This is a genomic window from Nonomuraea sp. NPDC049624, from assembly GCF_040675255.1.
Taxonomy (GTDB): Bacteria; Actinomycetota; Actinomycetes; order Streptosporangiales; family Streptosporangiaceae; genus Nonomuraea.
In genome coordinates this window covers 691,681-704,990 of record NZ_JBFAOR010000004.1, presented here as the reverse complement: position 1 = coordinate 704,990, position 13,310 = coordinate 691,681, and the positions used below count along the sequence as shown (strand labels likewise).

At 73.1% G+C, this 13,310-nt stretch carries 10 protein-coding genes and 1 pseudogene; 2 read left to right on the top strand and 9 right to left on the bottom strand.

All coding sequences use genetic code 11. The features are described 5' to 3' along the window. The first annotated feature begins 30 nt into the window (after window positions 1-30). Complete coding sequence (locus AB0J76_RS19595) at window positions 31-639, top strand: response regulator transcription factor (RefSeq protein WP_352324217.1); 609 nt, start codon at window positions 31-33, stop codon at window positions 637-639. A 25-nt stretch (window positions 640-664) separates the two neighbouring features. Here the strand turns inward: AB0J76_RS19595 and AB0J76_RS19590 are convergent, their stop codons facing one another. The 6 genes from AB0J76_RS19590 to AB0J76_RS19565 form a co-directional block, all read right to left on the bottom strand. Beyond that, window positions 665-2,656: a prolyl oligopeptidase family serine peptidase gene (locus AB0J76_RS19590; RefSeq protein ID WP_352324216.1), complete on the bottom strand. Its 1,992-nt coding sequence runs from the start codon at window positions 2,654-2,656 to the stop codon at window positions 665-667. Next, window positions 2,653-4,386 (bottom strand): ABC transporter ATP-binding protein, encoded by a 1,734-nt coding sequence (locus AB0J76_RS19585; protein ID WP_352324215.1) that lies wholly within the window; start codon window positions 4,384-4,386, stop codon window positions 2,653-2,655. The genes AB0J76_RS19590 and AB0J76_RS19585 overlap by 4 nt, the downstream gene beginning before the upstream one ends. A gap of 103 nt (window positions 4,387-4,489) precedes the next feature. Continuing rightward, entirely contained in the window at window positions 4,490-6,154 is a 1,665-nt protein-coding gene (locus AB0J76_RS19580) for an ABC transporter ATP-binding protein (protein WP_364390040.1), read from the bottom strand. Window positions 6,155-6,223: 69 nt separating this feature from the next. Next, complete coding sequence (locus AB0J76_RS19575) at window positions 6,224-6,355, bottom strand: SapB/AmfS family lanthipeptide (RefSeq protein WP_352327332.1); 132 nt, start codon at window positions 6,353-6,355, stop codon at window positions 6,224-6,226. 5 nt (window positions 6,356-6,360) lie between these two features. After that, window positions 6,361-8,916, bottom strand: coding sequence for a class III lanthionine synthetase LanKC (lanKC, locus tag AB0J76_RS19570; RefSeq protein WP_352327331.1), 2,556 nt, complete (start codon window positions 8,914-8,916; stop codon window positions 6,361-6,363). A 127-nt stretch (window positions 8,917-9,043) separates the two neighbouring features. Beyond that, a complete protein-coding gene (locus tag AB0J76_RS19565; protein ID WP_352327330.1) occupies window positions 9,044-10,174 on the bottom strand; it encodes a histidine kinase in 1,131 nt (376 codons plus the stop codon). 183 nt (window positions 10,175-10,357) lie between these two features. On the opposite strand from AB0J76_RS19565, the gene AB0J76_RS19560 reads away from it, so the two are divergent. Beyond that, on the top strand, window positions 10,358-10,972 hold the full coding sequence (locus tag AB0J76_RS19560) for an aldo/keto reductase (RefSeq protein WP_352327329.1): 615 nt from the start codon (window positions 10,358-10,360) through the stop codon (window positions 10,970-10,972). Window positions 10,973-11,334: 362 nt separating this feature from the next. On the opposite strand, the gene AB0J76_RS19555 is transcribed toward AB0J76_RS19560, so the two are convergent. The 3 genes and pseudogenes from AB0J76_RS19555 to AB0J76_RS19545 all read right to left on the bottom strand — a co-directional run. After that, a complete protein-coding gene (locus AB0J76_RS19555; RefSeq protein ID WP_352327328.1) occupies window positions 11,335-11,691 on the bottom strand; it encodes a helix-turn-helix transcriptional regulator in 357 nt (118 codons plus the stop codon). 450 nt (window positions 11,692-12,141) lie between these two features. Beyond that, a complete protein-coding gene (locus tag AB0J76_RS19550; RefSeq protein ID WP_352327334.1) occupies window positions 12,142-12,483 on the bottom strand; it encodes a replication initiator in 342 nt (113 codons plus the stop codon). Further along, window positions 12,378-12,920: pseudogene (locus tag AB0J76_RS19545) on the bottom strand (replication initiator); the annotation flags it as partial. The gene AB0J76_RS19550 and the pseudogene AB0J76_RS19545, both read right to left, overlap by 106 nt. Between the last annotated feature and the right edge of the window lie 390 nt (window positions 12,921-13,310).

Sequence of the window (13,310 nt, the reverse complement as noted above, 5' to 3'; positions counted from 1 at the left end):
GTTGCAAGCCTGGTCGACCGCAAGGACCCCATGGTGATTCGAACGTTGCTCGCTGAGGACATGAACCTGGTACGAGGGGCGCTCGTGGCCCTGCTGGCCTACGAGGAGGACATCGAGGTCGTCGCCGAAGTCGAGCGGGGCGACCGCATCCTGGCCGCCGCCCAGTCGTGCCGTCCGGACGTGGCGGTGCTCGACATCGCCCTGCCCGGCATGGACGGGCTCGCCGCGGCCGGCGAGCTGCACGAGAAGCTGCCCGGCTGCGGCGTGCTGATCCTGACCGGCGTCGGCACCCCCGGGCTGCTGAAGCAGGCGCTGGAGGTGCACGTACGGGGGTTCATGGCCAAGGACGCGCCGCCCGAGCGGCTGGCCGACGCCATCCGCCGGGTCGCCGACGGCGAGCGGGTCATCGACTCGGAGCTGGCCATCGCGGCCATGCGCCCGCCGGAGCCGCCGCTCACCCCCCGCGAGCTGGACGTGATCGGCGCGGCGGCCGACGGCGCCTCCATCGGCGAGATCGCCGCGTCGCTGTTCCTGGCCGAGGGAACGGTCCGGAACTACCTGTGCCGGACGACGGCCAAGCTGGGCGCGCGCAGCCGCATAGACGCCATCCGCATCGCCCGCGAGTCCGGCTGGATCTGACCTCCCGCCGCCGCCCCCGCCCGGCTCAGGCGCGGGTGTGGGCGGCCAGGAAGGCCAGGACGTCGGCGGCGAGCGCGATGGACCGGCTGACGGCGCGGGCCCCGTGGCCGACGTCGCGCTCGTGGCGCAGCAGGACGGGACGGGAACCGGCCCCCCTGCTCCCCTGGGCCCACTGCATGGCCGCGCACATCTTGCGGGCGTGCATCGGGTCCACCCGGGTGTCGGCGGCCGAGACGGTGAACAGCGTCGCCGGGTAGTCGGCGTCCGGCCGGACGTGGTGGTAGGGCGAGTAGGCCATCAGCCAGTCCAGGTGGTCGGGGTCGGCGGGGTCGCCGTACTCGCCGGTCCAGGACGGGCCGAGGCCGCTGAGGTGGTAGCGGGCCATGTCCAGCAGCCCCGCCGAGCAGACGGCGGCGGCGAACAGGTCGGGGCGCTGGGTGAGGGCCGCGCCGACGAGCAGGCCGCCGTTCGACTCGCCCCAGATGCCGAGCTGCTCCGGGGTCGTCCAGCCGTCGGCGACCAGTTTCTCGGCCGCGGCGACGAAGTCGTCGAAGACGTTCTGCTTGCGCTCCAGCATGCCGTCGCGGTGCCAGGACTCGCCCTCCTCGCCGCCGCCGCGCAGGTTCGCGATGGCCAGCACGCCGCCCGACTCCACCCAGGCCAGCGAGTCGGCCGCGTAGCCGGGCATGAGCGGGATGCCGAAGCCGCCGTACCCGTTGAGTATCGCCGGGCGGGGGCCCGAGCCGGCGGAGAGCGCGACCACGACCATGCGCACGGGGGTGCCGTCGGCCGAGGTGTACTCGACGTGGTGGCTCTTCACGTCGGGCAGCGCGACGCGGCCGGGCGGGGCGGCCCACAGGGTGGCGGCGCCGGTCCGGGCGTCGTAGCGCCAGATCTCGGCGGGGGTGACGGCGTCGGTGTAGGTGAACCAGGCCTCGTGGCCGCCTTCGGGCCGGGAGCTGAGCGAGGCGATCGAGCCGCTGCCGGGCAGGGGCACCTCGCCCAGCCGCTCGCCCGTCCTGGCGTCGTGCACGGCGATCTCGCCGACCGCGTGGCGGGTCCTGGAGACCAGCAGGCGGTCGCCGTCCAGCAGGGTGAACGCGCCGAGCACCGCCCGGGGGTCCTCGGGGACCAGCTCGCGCCACACCTCGGGCTCGGCCGGGTCGGCCACGCACAGCCGGCGCCGGGGGGCGTTGCGGTCGGTGAGCAGGTACAGGCGGCCGTCGGAGGCCACCGCGCCCGCCGTGCGCACGTGCGCCCCCTCCTGGACGACCCGCAGCTCCGGCCGGGCCGGGTCGCCGCCGGCCAGATCGGCCAGCCAGAGCGAGTTGCCGGCCGTGCCGCCCGCGGAGATCGTCAGCCAGCGGCCGTCCGCGCTGAGCTGCACGCCGTAGGAGACCGGCCCGCCGATCAGGACCGGGACGTCGTCGGGGACGCCGAGCCGGTGCAGGTGCACACCCTCGTGGAAGCGCACGTAGTAGAAGCCCTCGCCGCCGGGCAGCCAGGCGACCGGCGAGTAGCGGCAGCCGCCGATGGGGCCGTCCACGAGCTTGCCGGTGTCGACCTCCTCGACGTACAGGTCGGCCTTCTCGTCGCCGCTGCTGGAGATCTGGTAGGCGATCAGGCGGCCCTGCGGGTCGGGTTGCCAGTCGTCCAGGGTGGTCAGGCCGCTGGGGTCGCGCTCGGCCGGGTTCAGGAAGGGCCGGTCGTCGCAGTACAGGACCGGGTGCTCCTGACAGCCGGTCTGCCGCAGGTGGAAGCGCCGGCCGCCGCGCCACACGGGCGGGGTGACCAGGCCGGTGACGCTCAGCTCGGTGAGCCTGGCCAGGAAACGCTCGCGGTCCGGCAGGCGCGCGGCGGCCTCCCGCCACAGCCGGTCCTGGGCGGCCAGCCATTCCCCGGTCCGCGGGTCGAGGGGGTCCTCCAGCCAGCGGTACGGGTCGGGGACGTCCCGCCCGTGGAGGCGGTCGGTGACCGGTTGACGTTCGGCGGGCGGGTACTCGTCTGCAAATGTCATGACACGGGCTCCGGTTGCCAGTGGCCGGCCAGGTCGGCGTACAGGGGCGAGACCCGGATCAGCTCGTCGTGCGTGCCGATCGTGATCCGGGGTCCGTCCATGAGCAGGACGCGGCGGGCGCGCAGCGCGGAGGTGAGGCGGTGCGCGACCACGATGAGCGTGCCGCCCCTGGCCGCGAAGGCGTTCTCGGCCAGGGCTTCGGCGGCGGGGTCCAGGTGACAGGTGGCCTCGTCCAGGATGACCAGCGGGGCCCGGGTCAGGTGGGCGCGGACGAGGGCGATCAGCTGGCGCTGCCCGGCCGACAGCGCCGCCGGGTCCAGCGTGGCGTCGTACCCGCCCAGGCTCTCGACCAGGCCCGTGGCGCCCAGGGCGGCCACGGCCTCGTCCAGGCGGCCGGCCCCGGGCGCGAGGTAGGCGAGGTTGTCGCGCAGCGTGCCGCGGAAGACGTACGCCTCCTGGGGGATGAGCACGCGGGCGGCGGGGTCGGCCCGGTCGGCGGGCACGCCGCCGACCAGCACCTCGCCCTCGCCGGGGCGCAGGATGCCGTTGATCAGGGCGGCGAGCGTGGACTTGCCCGCCCCGCTCGGGCCGACGACGGCCAGGTGCTCGCCCTCGGGGACGGTGAGGTCGAGGCGGTCCAGGACCGGCGCCGAGTGCGGGCCGTAGGCGAAGGTGACCGACCGCAGCATGACGTCGCCGCCGGACGGACGGACCTTCGGCGGGGCCGGCGGCTGGGGCGGCGCGGCGGCGGCGATGCGGCGCAGCGTGGCCACGAGCCGCACGCCGCTCACCCCGAGCCCCTGGACGAGCCCGCCGAGCGCGGGCGCCAGCGACTGGGTCACGTAGGCCAGCGCGCCGACGATCACGCCGGGCCGGGCGCCGCCGTCGAGCAGCCAGGGTGTGCCGGCGAGCAGCAGGACGACGGGCAGCCAGCCGCCGACGGCCAGCGCGGCGGTGCGCACCGAGGTCACCCTGGCCAGGGCGCGGGCGGCGTCGCGCTGCGCGCCGACCTGGCGGGACAGCCGCTCGTCCTCGCGGTCCTGCAGGCCGCACGCCTCGATGTCGCGCAGCCCGGCGGCCGTCGCGGTCATCGACCGGGCCAGCTCCTCGTCGGCCAGCAGGAACGCGCGCTGCCGCCGGGCCAGCGCGGGCAGCGAGGCCAGGAAGAACGCCAGCGCGGCCGCGAACGGCGGCAGCACCAGCACGAGCGTGCCCGGCGCCAGCGTCAGCAGCCCCAGCACCACGCTGACCAGCGTGAACGCGAACCCCCTGACCGTGGTGACGACGGCGGCGAAGGCGTCCCTGGCCAGCTCGACCTGGAGCCCGGCCCGCGCGGTGGCCGCGCTGTCGGGCCGCTCGTCGAGCGGGCGGCGCAGCGCTCCCTGCACCACCCGCGTCAGCAGGTCGTCGCGGAACGGCTCGGCCACGGCGGCCACGGCCAGCACCACCTGGCGGGCGCCGACGGCCGAGACCAGCCACGCCACGCCGAGCGCCGCCAGCCAGGCCAGCCCGGTCAGCGGCCGGGCGCGGGCGAAGCCGTCCTCGATGGCGCGGGCGACGGCGTGCCCGACGAGGAAGGCGGGCGCGGCCTCCAGCACCGACCAGAGCAGGATGGCGACCAGCCGCCGCGGGTCGCGGACGAGCGCCCGCCGGAACCCGGCCGGCGCGTCGGGGACCGCGGGGACGCCGGAGGCGCCGGGAGCCGCGGGGACGCCAGGGGCGGAGGTCATGGGCGGGCCTCCCGGACGGTGGCCGGGCGCGCGGGGGTCATGGGCCGGACGGTGGCCTGGCGCGCGGGGGTCATGGGCCGGACGGTGGCCTGGCGCGCGGGGGTCATGGGCGGGCCTCCTGGAAGACGGCCCGGTAGGCGGGGTCGCGCCACAGCACCTCGTGCGGGCCGGCGGCGCGCACCCGGCCCTCCTCCAGCCAGACGACCTGGTCGGCGCGGGCGGCGGTGGCCAGGCGGTGGGCGGTGATCAGGCGGGTGCGGCCCCTGGGGTCGCCGGTGAGCGCCCGGCTGACCTCGCGTTCGGTGACGGTGTCCAGGCTGGAGGTGGCGTCGTCGAGCACCAGCAGCCGATCCCCCCGCGCGAACGCCCTGGCCAGGCCGAGCCGCTGCCGCTCGCCGCCGGACATGGGGGTCTCGGCCAGCGGCGTGTCGTAACCGGCGGGCAGCCGGCGGACGAACCCGTCGGCGCGCGCCGCCATGGCGGCCTCCCGTCCCGCCTGGGAGCCGGGGACGGCGCTGATGGCCTCGCCGACGGTCTCGCCGACCAGGACCGGCCGCTCGAAGGCGTAGCCGATGGCCGAGCGCAGGCCGTCGCGGGTCAGCTCCCGTAACGGGACGCCGTCGAGCAGCACGTCCCCGCGTTCCGGGTCGGTCAGGCGGCCGGCGAGAGCGGCCAGCAGGGACTTGCCCGAGCCCGACCGTCCCACCACGGCGGTGACGGTGCCGCCGGGGATCGTCAGGTCGCCCACGGTGAGCCCGTCGGCGGCGACGTCGCGGAACTCGACCGTGCCGGGGCCGGGCGGCAGCGCGCGGGCGCCGTGGCGGACCGGGGGCAGGGTGAGGACGTCGGCGACGCGGGCGGCGGCGGCCCGTGCCCTGGCCAGGCCGCCGACGTAACCGAGCGAGGTGCTGAGCGCGGCGCCGAGGGCGGCGTAGCGGGCGGCGGCGTACAGGTCGCCGACGGTGAGCCGCCCGGCGGCCAGCATGAACCCCCCGGCGGCCAGCACGGCGACCTCCAGCAGCGGGATCATCAGCCCCGACCGGACCCCGGCGGAGGCGTTCGCCCGCCACAGGGCCATGCCGTGCGCGCGCAGCCGGGGCAGGGGCGCCAGCACCCGCCGGGCCTCCTGGCCGGCGGTCCCGGCGGCGGCGATGGTGCGGGCGCCGTCGAGGGCGTCCACGAGGCGGGCCGCGATCTCGCCCTGGACCTCCTGGTAGCCGCCGGAGATGACGGTCGTGGCGCGCAGGAAGGCGCGCAGGACGAACACGATGAGGACGATGCCGGCCCCGAGCGTGAGGGTCAGCAGCGGATGGATGAGGGTGAGCGCGACCAGCGCGCCGGCGGTCGGCACCAGCAGGGCCAGGGCGCCGGTGACCGTCTCGGGGGCCCGTCCGGCCTCCTCGGCGTTCAGCCCGGCCCGGGTGACGAGGTCGCCCTCGGGGAAGCGCCGGGTGGCGGCCCGGCCGACGCCGAGCACGTGCCGCAGCACGCCGAGCCGCAGCCGGGCGGCCGCGTACGCGCTGCTCGCCCCTCTGGCCCAGCCGCCGAGGCTCTCGCAGAGCACCACCACGGCGACCACGCCCGCGCACAGCGCCAGGGCGGCGGCGGCCGCCGGCGAGCGGGCGAGGAGCAGGTCGAGCGTGCGGCCGACGAGGAACGGGACGGCCAGCTCACCGGCCGCGCCGGCGACGGCGGTGAGCGCCAGCACGGCGGGCCACGGGCCGCAGCGCCGTACGGCGTCCGTCACCAGGCGGTCTCCCGGTCCCACCTGCCGGCCTCCTTCGGACTCGGGAGGTCCCCGCGCCACCACGAAACGGCGCGGGGACCCTGTCAGCTATCAGTGGCAGAGAGCGACACTGAGGTTGCTCGGGTGACCCGAGTGACACGTGAGAGCAGTGAGCGAGCTGCCGCCGCTGGCCACGTCGCTGGCCGCGGGAGCCTCCAGACCCTGCAGGTCGAGAAGAACCATGTTCTTTACACCTCCTTCCGCGGTTGATCGTGCGCAGGCCGCTCTGGTGCGGCCTCCAGGAACGGCAGGCGTGCCGGCTGGTCTCCCAGCACCGCCCCGAGGGCGAACAGCACGCCGGCCGTACCGGTCGCGAAATCCATGGACAGGCGCAGCAGCCCGTCGCCGGGGAAGGCCAGGCCGCCGCCGTAGGGCATGGCGTGCCAGGTCAACCCCTTGATCAGCTCGCGGGCCACCGGATCTCCGGCGAGTGCCGCGATGATGCCCGCGCGGCCGGTGAACAGACCCGGCTGGACGAAGAACCCGGAGCGGGCGACCAGCTTGAGCCGGTCGAGCTCGGCGGCGAGTTCGTCGTCGTCGCGGTGCGCGAGAAAACGTCCGAGCACCATGGCGATGCCCACGGAGCCCTCGTCCAGGTAGGGCAGCATCCGCCAGCCCTGGTTCACCTGGAGCGAGCCGTCCTCCGAGGCCCGGCAGCGCCGCAGGTCCTGCCTGAGCGCGATCTCGGCCAGGTCGAGCAGCGCCCGGTCGCCGGTGTGCTCGTAGGCGTGCAGGAAGAGCAGGGCGGAGCCGGACGAGCCGTACATCAGGCCGGCTCTGGGGTTGCTGCCGCCGCTGATCTCGGGCACGTCCTCGGGGCCGCCGAGGCGGTCGGCGCAGATGTCCACCGCGCGCATGGCGTGCCCGGTCAGGGCGGGCTCGGTCCGGCCGAGGCGCAGGAGGTTCAGCCCGATGCCGGGCAGGCCGGAGAACAGGGCCGTCTCCAGGCGGTCCCACTGCTCGCGCAGGGCGATGTCGACGACGTCGAGCGCGTCCTGGCGGTGTCCGAGCCGGTCGAGGACGTGGGCGATGCCGTGCAGGCCGTCGTACAGGCCGATGCCGGAGCCGGCGGCGGGGCGCAGGGCGCGCTCGCGCAGCCAGGTCTCGTACTCGGGGAAGGGCCCGAGGCCGGTGGCCGACAGGGCGAGCAGCACGCCGGCCGCGCCGGTCGCCACGTTGAGGCCGCCGCCGGGCTTGAACTGGGCGACGTCGCCGGGGAAGAGGCGGTCGTCGCGCTCGGGGGTCGCGCTGGCCCGGATGGCCCGGCACATCGCCTCCCGCAGCTCGGCCCAGGTGGCCGTCCCCGGCATCGGCACGGGGGTCTCCACGGCCTGGTCACCCGCGATGGTCGCGGCGGCGGTGTCCATGAAGGCACCGGGGACGGGGAAGGTCTCCTTGACGATCCGCGCGAGCTGGAGGATCTTCGGCCGGTGGATCGGCAGCATGATCGTGCACTGCGGGGCGAACAGGGCGAAGCGCAGGCAGGCCAGCGCGTACCGGTCGACCTCGACGCCGTGGCGGTCGCGGGGGGCGGCGAAGGCGGGATGCGCCAGCGCGGCCCTGGCCCGGTCCGCGGCGAGGGTGGCGACCTCGTAGTCGATGAGCACGACCCGGCCGTCCTCGGTGAGCAGGATGTTGTCGGGGTGCAGGTCGCCGAAGACGACGCCGCGTCCGTGCAGCGACTCGACGGCCTCCTCGACGCTCTCCAGGGTCGTGGTGGCCCAGGCGGTGTAGTCGGCGAGGTCCTGCTCGTCGCAGGTGGCCCGGGTCAGCGGGAAGCGGCGCACCAGCCGCCGCTGGAGCGGGGTGCCGTCCACGAACTCCTGGACGAGGAAGTGGTGGCCGCCGATGGTGAAGTAGTCGCGCAGCTCGGGGGCGGCGGGCAGGCCGGCCAGGCGGCGCAGCATGTCGCGCTCGTGTTCGAGCCTGGCGACCGCGTCCCGGCCGGCCACGTCGAGGCCGGCGTGCGGCCTGCCCTCCTTGAGCACCATCCGCTCGTCGGTGCGGGTGTCGCGGGCCAGGTAGACGCCGCCGCCGTTGGAGAAGTGCAGCACGCTCTCGATCCGGTACGGCAGCCCTTCCATGGTCACCGCGTTGCGCGCGGCCAGGTGGGGTTCGAGGAACTCGGGCAGCGTCGTCCAGGGCGGCACCGAGAACGTCGCGCCGCGCACGTCGGGGATCAGCTTGCCGTCGCCGTCCTCCAGGGCCAGCACCCGCTCCCCGGACGGGGACAGGCAGTGCCGCTCGGCGAACCCGCCGTACCGGACGAACATCGGCCCGTCGCCGTAGCGCAGGTCGCTCAGGATGTACGGCCCCTCGACGCCGCGCAGCAGCTCGTCGAGCTCCTTGAGCACGAGTTCGAGCTGCCCCTCGTCCCGGGGGTAGATGGTGACCAGCTTGCCGCTGGAGGCCCGGGAGGCGGCCTTGGAGTTGACCATGACCAGCACCGCCGGGCCGCGCAGGAACTTGAAGGCGACCCCGCGGGGCACGCAGTAGTCCCACACGGTGTCGACGACCTTCTCGGCGTCCTCGACGCGGGCCGACACGTGGATCTTCCAGCCCTGGGCCGGCAGGGGCGCCTCGCCGGTGGGCATGTAGTACGCCCAGGTGTCGCTGAGGTCGTGGGCCCAGCCGTCGGGGACGGGCCGGCGCAGGTGGGCGAAGTCGACGTCCGCCGCCGTGCTGTGGTCGGGAGTGTCGTAGAAACACTGGTCCACAAGGCAGTAGAGCTCGTACTTGTCCATTTGGCGCGGCCCTCCGAGGCGGTGTGCTTGAAGCTTGCCGCACCCGCGCCGGGTCGGACTAGTAACACGCAACATGCGCCATATATGGCTATGAAATGTGCATTGATGCGTTTTTCACAAATGGTAATTATCTGCGCGGGGCATAAACGCTGAACGAGAATTCCCCGCTGCGCGACGTGGACGCCTCCAGCCAGCCGCCCAGCGCCGAGACGCGTTCGGCCAGGTTGAGCAGGCCCTGACCGGCGTCTCCCGGCCGGCGCGGCGGGCGTACGCCGTCGTTCCTGATGGTCAGGCGGACCACATTGTCGCGTTCCATGAGCTGGATCCAGCACTGCCCGGCCTCGGCGTGCCGCAGCACGTTCGTCACCCCCTCGCGCAGCACGTGGGTGAGGGCCTCCTCCACGTCGGGGTGCAGGTCACGGCAGGCCACCCTGATCTGGCAGCGCACCCGCGCCGACTCCAGCAGCGCCCGCGCCGAGCCCAGCTCGGCCGCCAGGGAGGAGCTGCGCAGCCGGCCGTGCGCGACGGCCCGGACGTCGGCCGACAGGTCGCGCAGCAGTTCGAGCGTCTCCCCCACCTCCTGCCGGGCCTTCTCGTCGCCCTCGGCCACCAGGCGCTGGATGAGCTGCGCCTTCAGCGTCAGGACGGTCAGCCGGTGCCCGACCAGGTCGTGCAGGTCGCGGGTGAAGCGGCGGCGTTCCAGCGTCACGGCCTGGCGCATGACGTCGGTACGGGCCCCCGACAGCCGGCGCACCCGGGCCAGCAGGCTCAGCAGCGCGAACTCCACCACGCCGATCAAGGGGGTGACCAGCGCCCACACCGGCTCGACCCGCCAGGAGCCCGGCGCGGCCAGCAGCACCGGCCCGCACGCCAGCGCCAGCACCACCAGCACGACCGACCTGATCCGGGACGCGACCACGAGCAGCGCGCCGGCCAGCAGCCCGCACACCGGCGTCCAGGCCGGCCCGAGCACCGCGAGCGGCACGTACGTCAGCCACGCCTGGACGGCCACCAGCCACCACGAGCCGGCGCGGCGCACGGGCTCCTCCAGGACGAACCTGACGTGCAGCGTGAGCAGGACGGCCAGCGCCACCGACCCCTCGACCACCAGCCCCGACCCGGCCAGCCCGGCCTGCACCGGGATCACCAGCCCGACGCCCCCGGCCGCCAGGCCGAGCCCGCCGGCCCAGCCGGGGGACGTCAGGACGTGCGCCCTGGAACGTAATCGGGGCGCCGGGCCACGGCGTGTGGCGTCCACCTCACCCCCCGCATGCGGTTGACGTGACGGGACAGTACGCGTGGCGAGTGCGCTCACCGCTCCCTCGTTCCTCTAATCGACCTGACACGGCGACCTTGTGTAAAGACCGAGGCCGCTTCCGGACACGCTGACTTCCCACCCCACAAGGGGTTAGGCAGTTCATATCAGTCATAGGGTGTCGGTATGGATTACATGCGACTTGGCACCACGGGTATGAAAGTTTCTCGCATCTGTTTGGGGATGATGAGCTACGGCGATCCGGCCCGGCAGGAATGGGCATTGCCGGAGGAACAGGCCGAACCGATCATCCGGCGGGCCGCCGACGCGGGCGTGACGTTCTTCGACGCCGCCGACATCTACAGCCGCGGCCAGAGCGAGGTCGTCACCGGCGCCGTGCTGCGCCGGATCTTCCCCCGCCGCGAGGACTACGTGCTGGCCACCAAGGTCTACTTCCCGATGGGCCGGGGCGCCAACGACGGCGGCCTGTCGCGCAAGCACATCCTCGCGGCCGTCGACGCCTCGCTCGCCCGGCTCGGCACCGACTACGTGGACCTGTACCAGATCCACCGGTGGGACGACGAGACGCCCATCGAGGAGACCATGGAGGCGCTGCACGAGGTGGTCAGGTCGGGGCGGGCCCGCTACATCGGCGCGTCCACGATGTGGGCCTGGCAGTTCGCCAAGGCCCAGCACGGCGCCGAGGCCAACGGCTGGACGCGGTTTGTCTCGATGCAGAACCACTACAACAAGCACTTCACTTCATGCAGCATGAGGAGCAGGCTCGCTCTAGCTGCTTGATCAAGCTTCGTCAACCGTTTGAGCTGCACCTTTGCCGCTACAGAGCCGAGCGCGTGAGTCCATTCCTGATCGGCAAGGGCCTCGACGGCGACAACTTTCTCTACAGAGTCAAGGCGTCGGCGCTGCGCGCCGCCGCGCGGGCGGCAGGACGGCCGCCCTCCCCGCCGGGCGTGCGGCCTGGGGGCCGGTCCCGGCGGGAGCGGCCAAGCCGCCCGCAGTCAGGCGTAAGGGCCGAGACGCCCCACTTCGGACCGCCCTCACGATCGCCAGAACCGGGCTGAGCTGCGGTCCGGGCCGGGGGGCGATCGACGGTCCAGGACTTCGTTCCTCAGCCCTGGCCCACCGCACCACCTGTCGATCTGCTAGCGAATCTCTGAGCGGGTGATCTCAAGCCTCGTCCACTCGTCGAACGAGAGCTTGTAGACGGAGGAAAGCGCCTCCAGGCTTTGGGCGCTCGGAACGGCCAGCGCACGCTCGAAGTCGTTGATCGTCGCTTGAGCGATCCCCGCCTGGGCGCCGGCCTCATTCTGCGAAAGGCCGATTTTCTCGCGCGCGTCACGAAGCTGCGCGGCCAGCCTTCCTTCAGGACCCACTGGGAGCTTGGACGGCCTGGGGGTTGCCGACTGCGACTTCTTGCTCGTCTCGGAGGCGACCGGCGAAGAGTTCAGAAAGGCCGCGACTCCGCCGGACAGCAGCCCGAGGACAAGCAACAGCAGCACCAGTGAGAGCACACCAGACCAGCCGGCGTCGGAACCGACGGCAGGTGCGGGAGCGGCAGCGGCGGAACCGCGTCGCGTGTGGGCTCTAACCCGAACGATCTTGCCGCTCCTGAGACGCCGCAAGTGGGACCGGACGGAAACCATGGTGCGAGGGTAAGTGGCGTCTCCGACATTTCTCGCAAGGAACCGCAAGGGGTAAGTAAGGTGCATCTACCTGGAGGGCCGCACCTTACTTTACAGAGAGCATCGGGCGTGTTATGGAGCGCCCTCTAAGGCGATTAGGGCACACCTGGATGATGCGATCGCCCTTCCAGGTCCCGTTTCCTGGTCCCTGACTCGCCGTACGGCCGCGAAAGCTCGGTGAGGTCATCCCAGTGGATCATCCAGCGTCTTGTCCCCTGCGGCAGATCAGGCTTCGGCCCGTCGAGTCGGACGAGGGCGAAGCGGCCGTCACGCATGACGCAAATCACTACGCCCGTGCGACAGGCCATCAGCGATCCGAACACCCGTGTCGTCATCGGACTGTGCTCCATGCTGGAGATCACGACGCGGGTCGGCGGGGCCGTCCGGTCCGTCAAGTCTGACCACCGCATGGAAGTGGACCAGGCCGCGCGCCTGGTACTCGCGCCGACCTTGGCGTAGGAGAGGCGGGCCGTCCGGCGCAGTTCCTTCCGGGTGAGGCCGAGCAGGCGGGCGAGGACGCTCGGCATGGTTCTGGTGAACTCCCGCCAGAGTGCTCCCGCGTGCGCGTTCCAGAGAACGGCTCCGACATAGTCGTAGCAGTCCACGCACAACGGCTGCCCGACCTGGGAATCGTCGCGCTCATGCCGCACCCCGCAACCTTCCGGTCGTCCGTGCGCGCAGACAGGGCGGTCCCGTCGTGGACGACAGGGCAGAGTACGGCCGGCCTTCTGGCGGTGGGCATGGACCGCACCGAAGGACGGCGCAGTGAAGGTGACGAACGCGCGGGGATGAAGGCCGACCTCCTCAGGGACACCTTTGCCGCCACGCAGGCCGGTGATGATCAGGTGGTACGTGTCGTCCTTGTAGACCGCCGAACAGGCCGGACATCTGGACACGCGCCGGTTTCCGCACGCGGTGAGCAGGAAACCGGTGGGCTCGTCGGTGGTCCGGTACACGTCGAGCACCTCACCCGTCCGGCTGTCCAGGGTGTATCTCTCGCCGTGCAGCCGGATCGGTTGGGCACAACCGCCCGTGGCGTAGACCATGCGTTGCCAGCGGGCGAAGTCGGGCATGGCCGCACGTTGGACGGCGGCCAGCATGTCAGATGACAGGGAGGGGAGGTCACTCACGCGGCGTCTCTCCCTGTCACATGAGGCACGGCCGCGTCCTCGGCGAACTCCAGATGGAATACGGCGGCAACGCGCCGCCACTTGTCGGGATGCCACCGGGGAGACTCGGCGGCCTTGCGCTTGCCCCACTCCTGGGCTTGTGCGAACAAAGGTGTCAGGGGGACTCCTCTCCTCGGAGGGAAGCCACCGCCCACGAGCACGGTTCAGGTAAGAGCGAGAGTTATTGGAGTGTTTTCTGTTTTTGCGCGACTTCTTATATACCGGACGGCACTATGCGGATTGCCCGCTTTGTCATGCCTGCGCTGG

What these genes read in the sequence shown, in the direction of transcription:
- AB0J76_RS19595 (WP_352324217.1), top strand. Translation starts at nt 31, where the DNA reads ATGGTGATTCGAACGTTGCTCGCTGAGGACATGAACCTGGTACGAGGG.
- AB0J76_RS19590 (WP_352324216.1), bottom strand. Translation starts at nt 2,656, where the DNA reads ATGACATTTGCAGACGAGTACCCGCCCGCCGAACGTCAACCGGTCACC.
- AB0J76_RS19585 (WP_352324215.1), bottom strand. Translation starts at nt 4,386, where the DNA reads ATGACCTCCGCCCCTGGCGTCCCCGCGGCTCCCGGCGCCTCCGGCGTC.
- AB0J76_RS19575 (WP_352327332.1), bottom strand. Translation starts at nt 6,355, where the DNA reads ATGGTTCTTCTCGACCTGCAGGGTCTGGAGGCTCCCGCGGCCAGCGAC.
- lanKC (WP_352327331.1), bottom strand. Translation starts at nt 8,916, where the DNA reads ATGGACAAGTACGAGCTCTACTGCCTTGTGGACCAGTGTTTCTACGAC.
- AB0J76_RS19560 (WP_352327329.1), top strand. Translation starts at nt 10,358, where the DNA reads ATGGATTACATGCGACTTGGCACCACGGGTATGAAAGTTTCTCGCATC.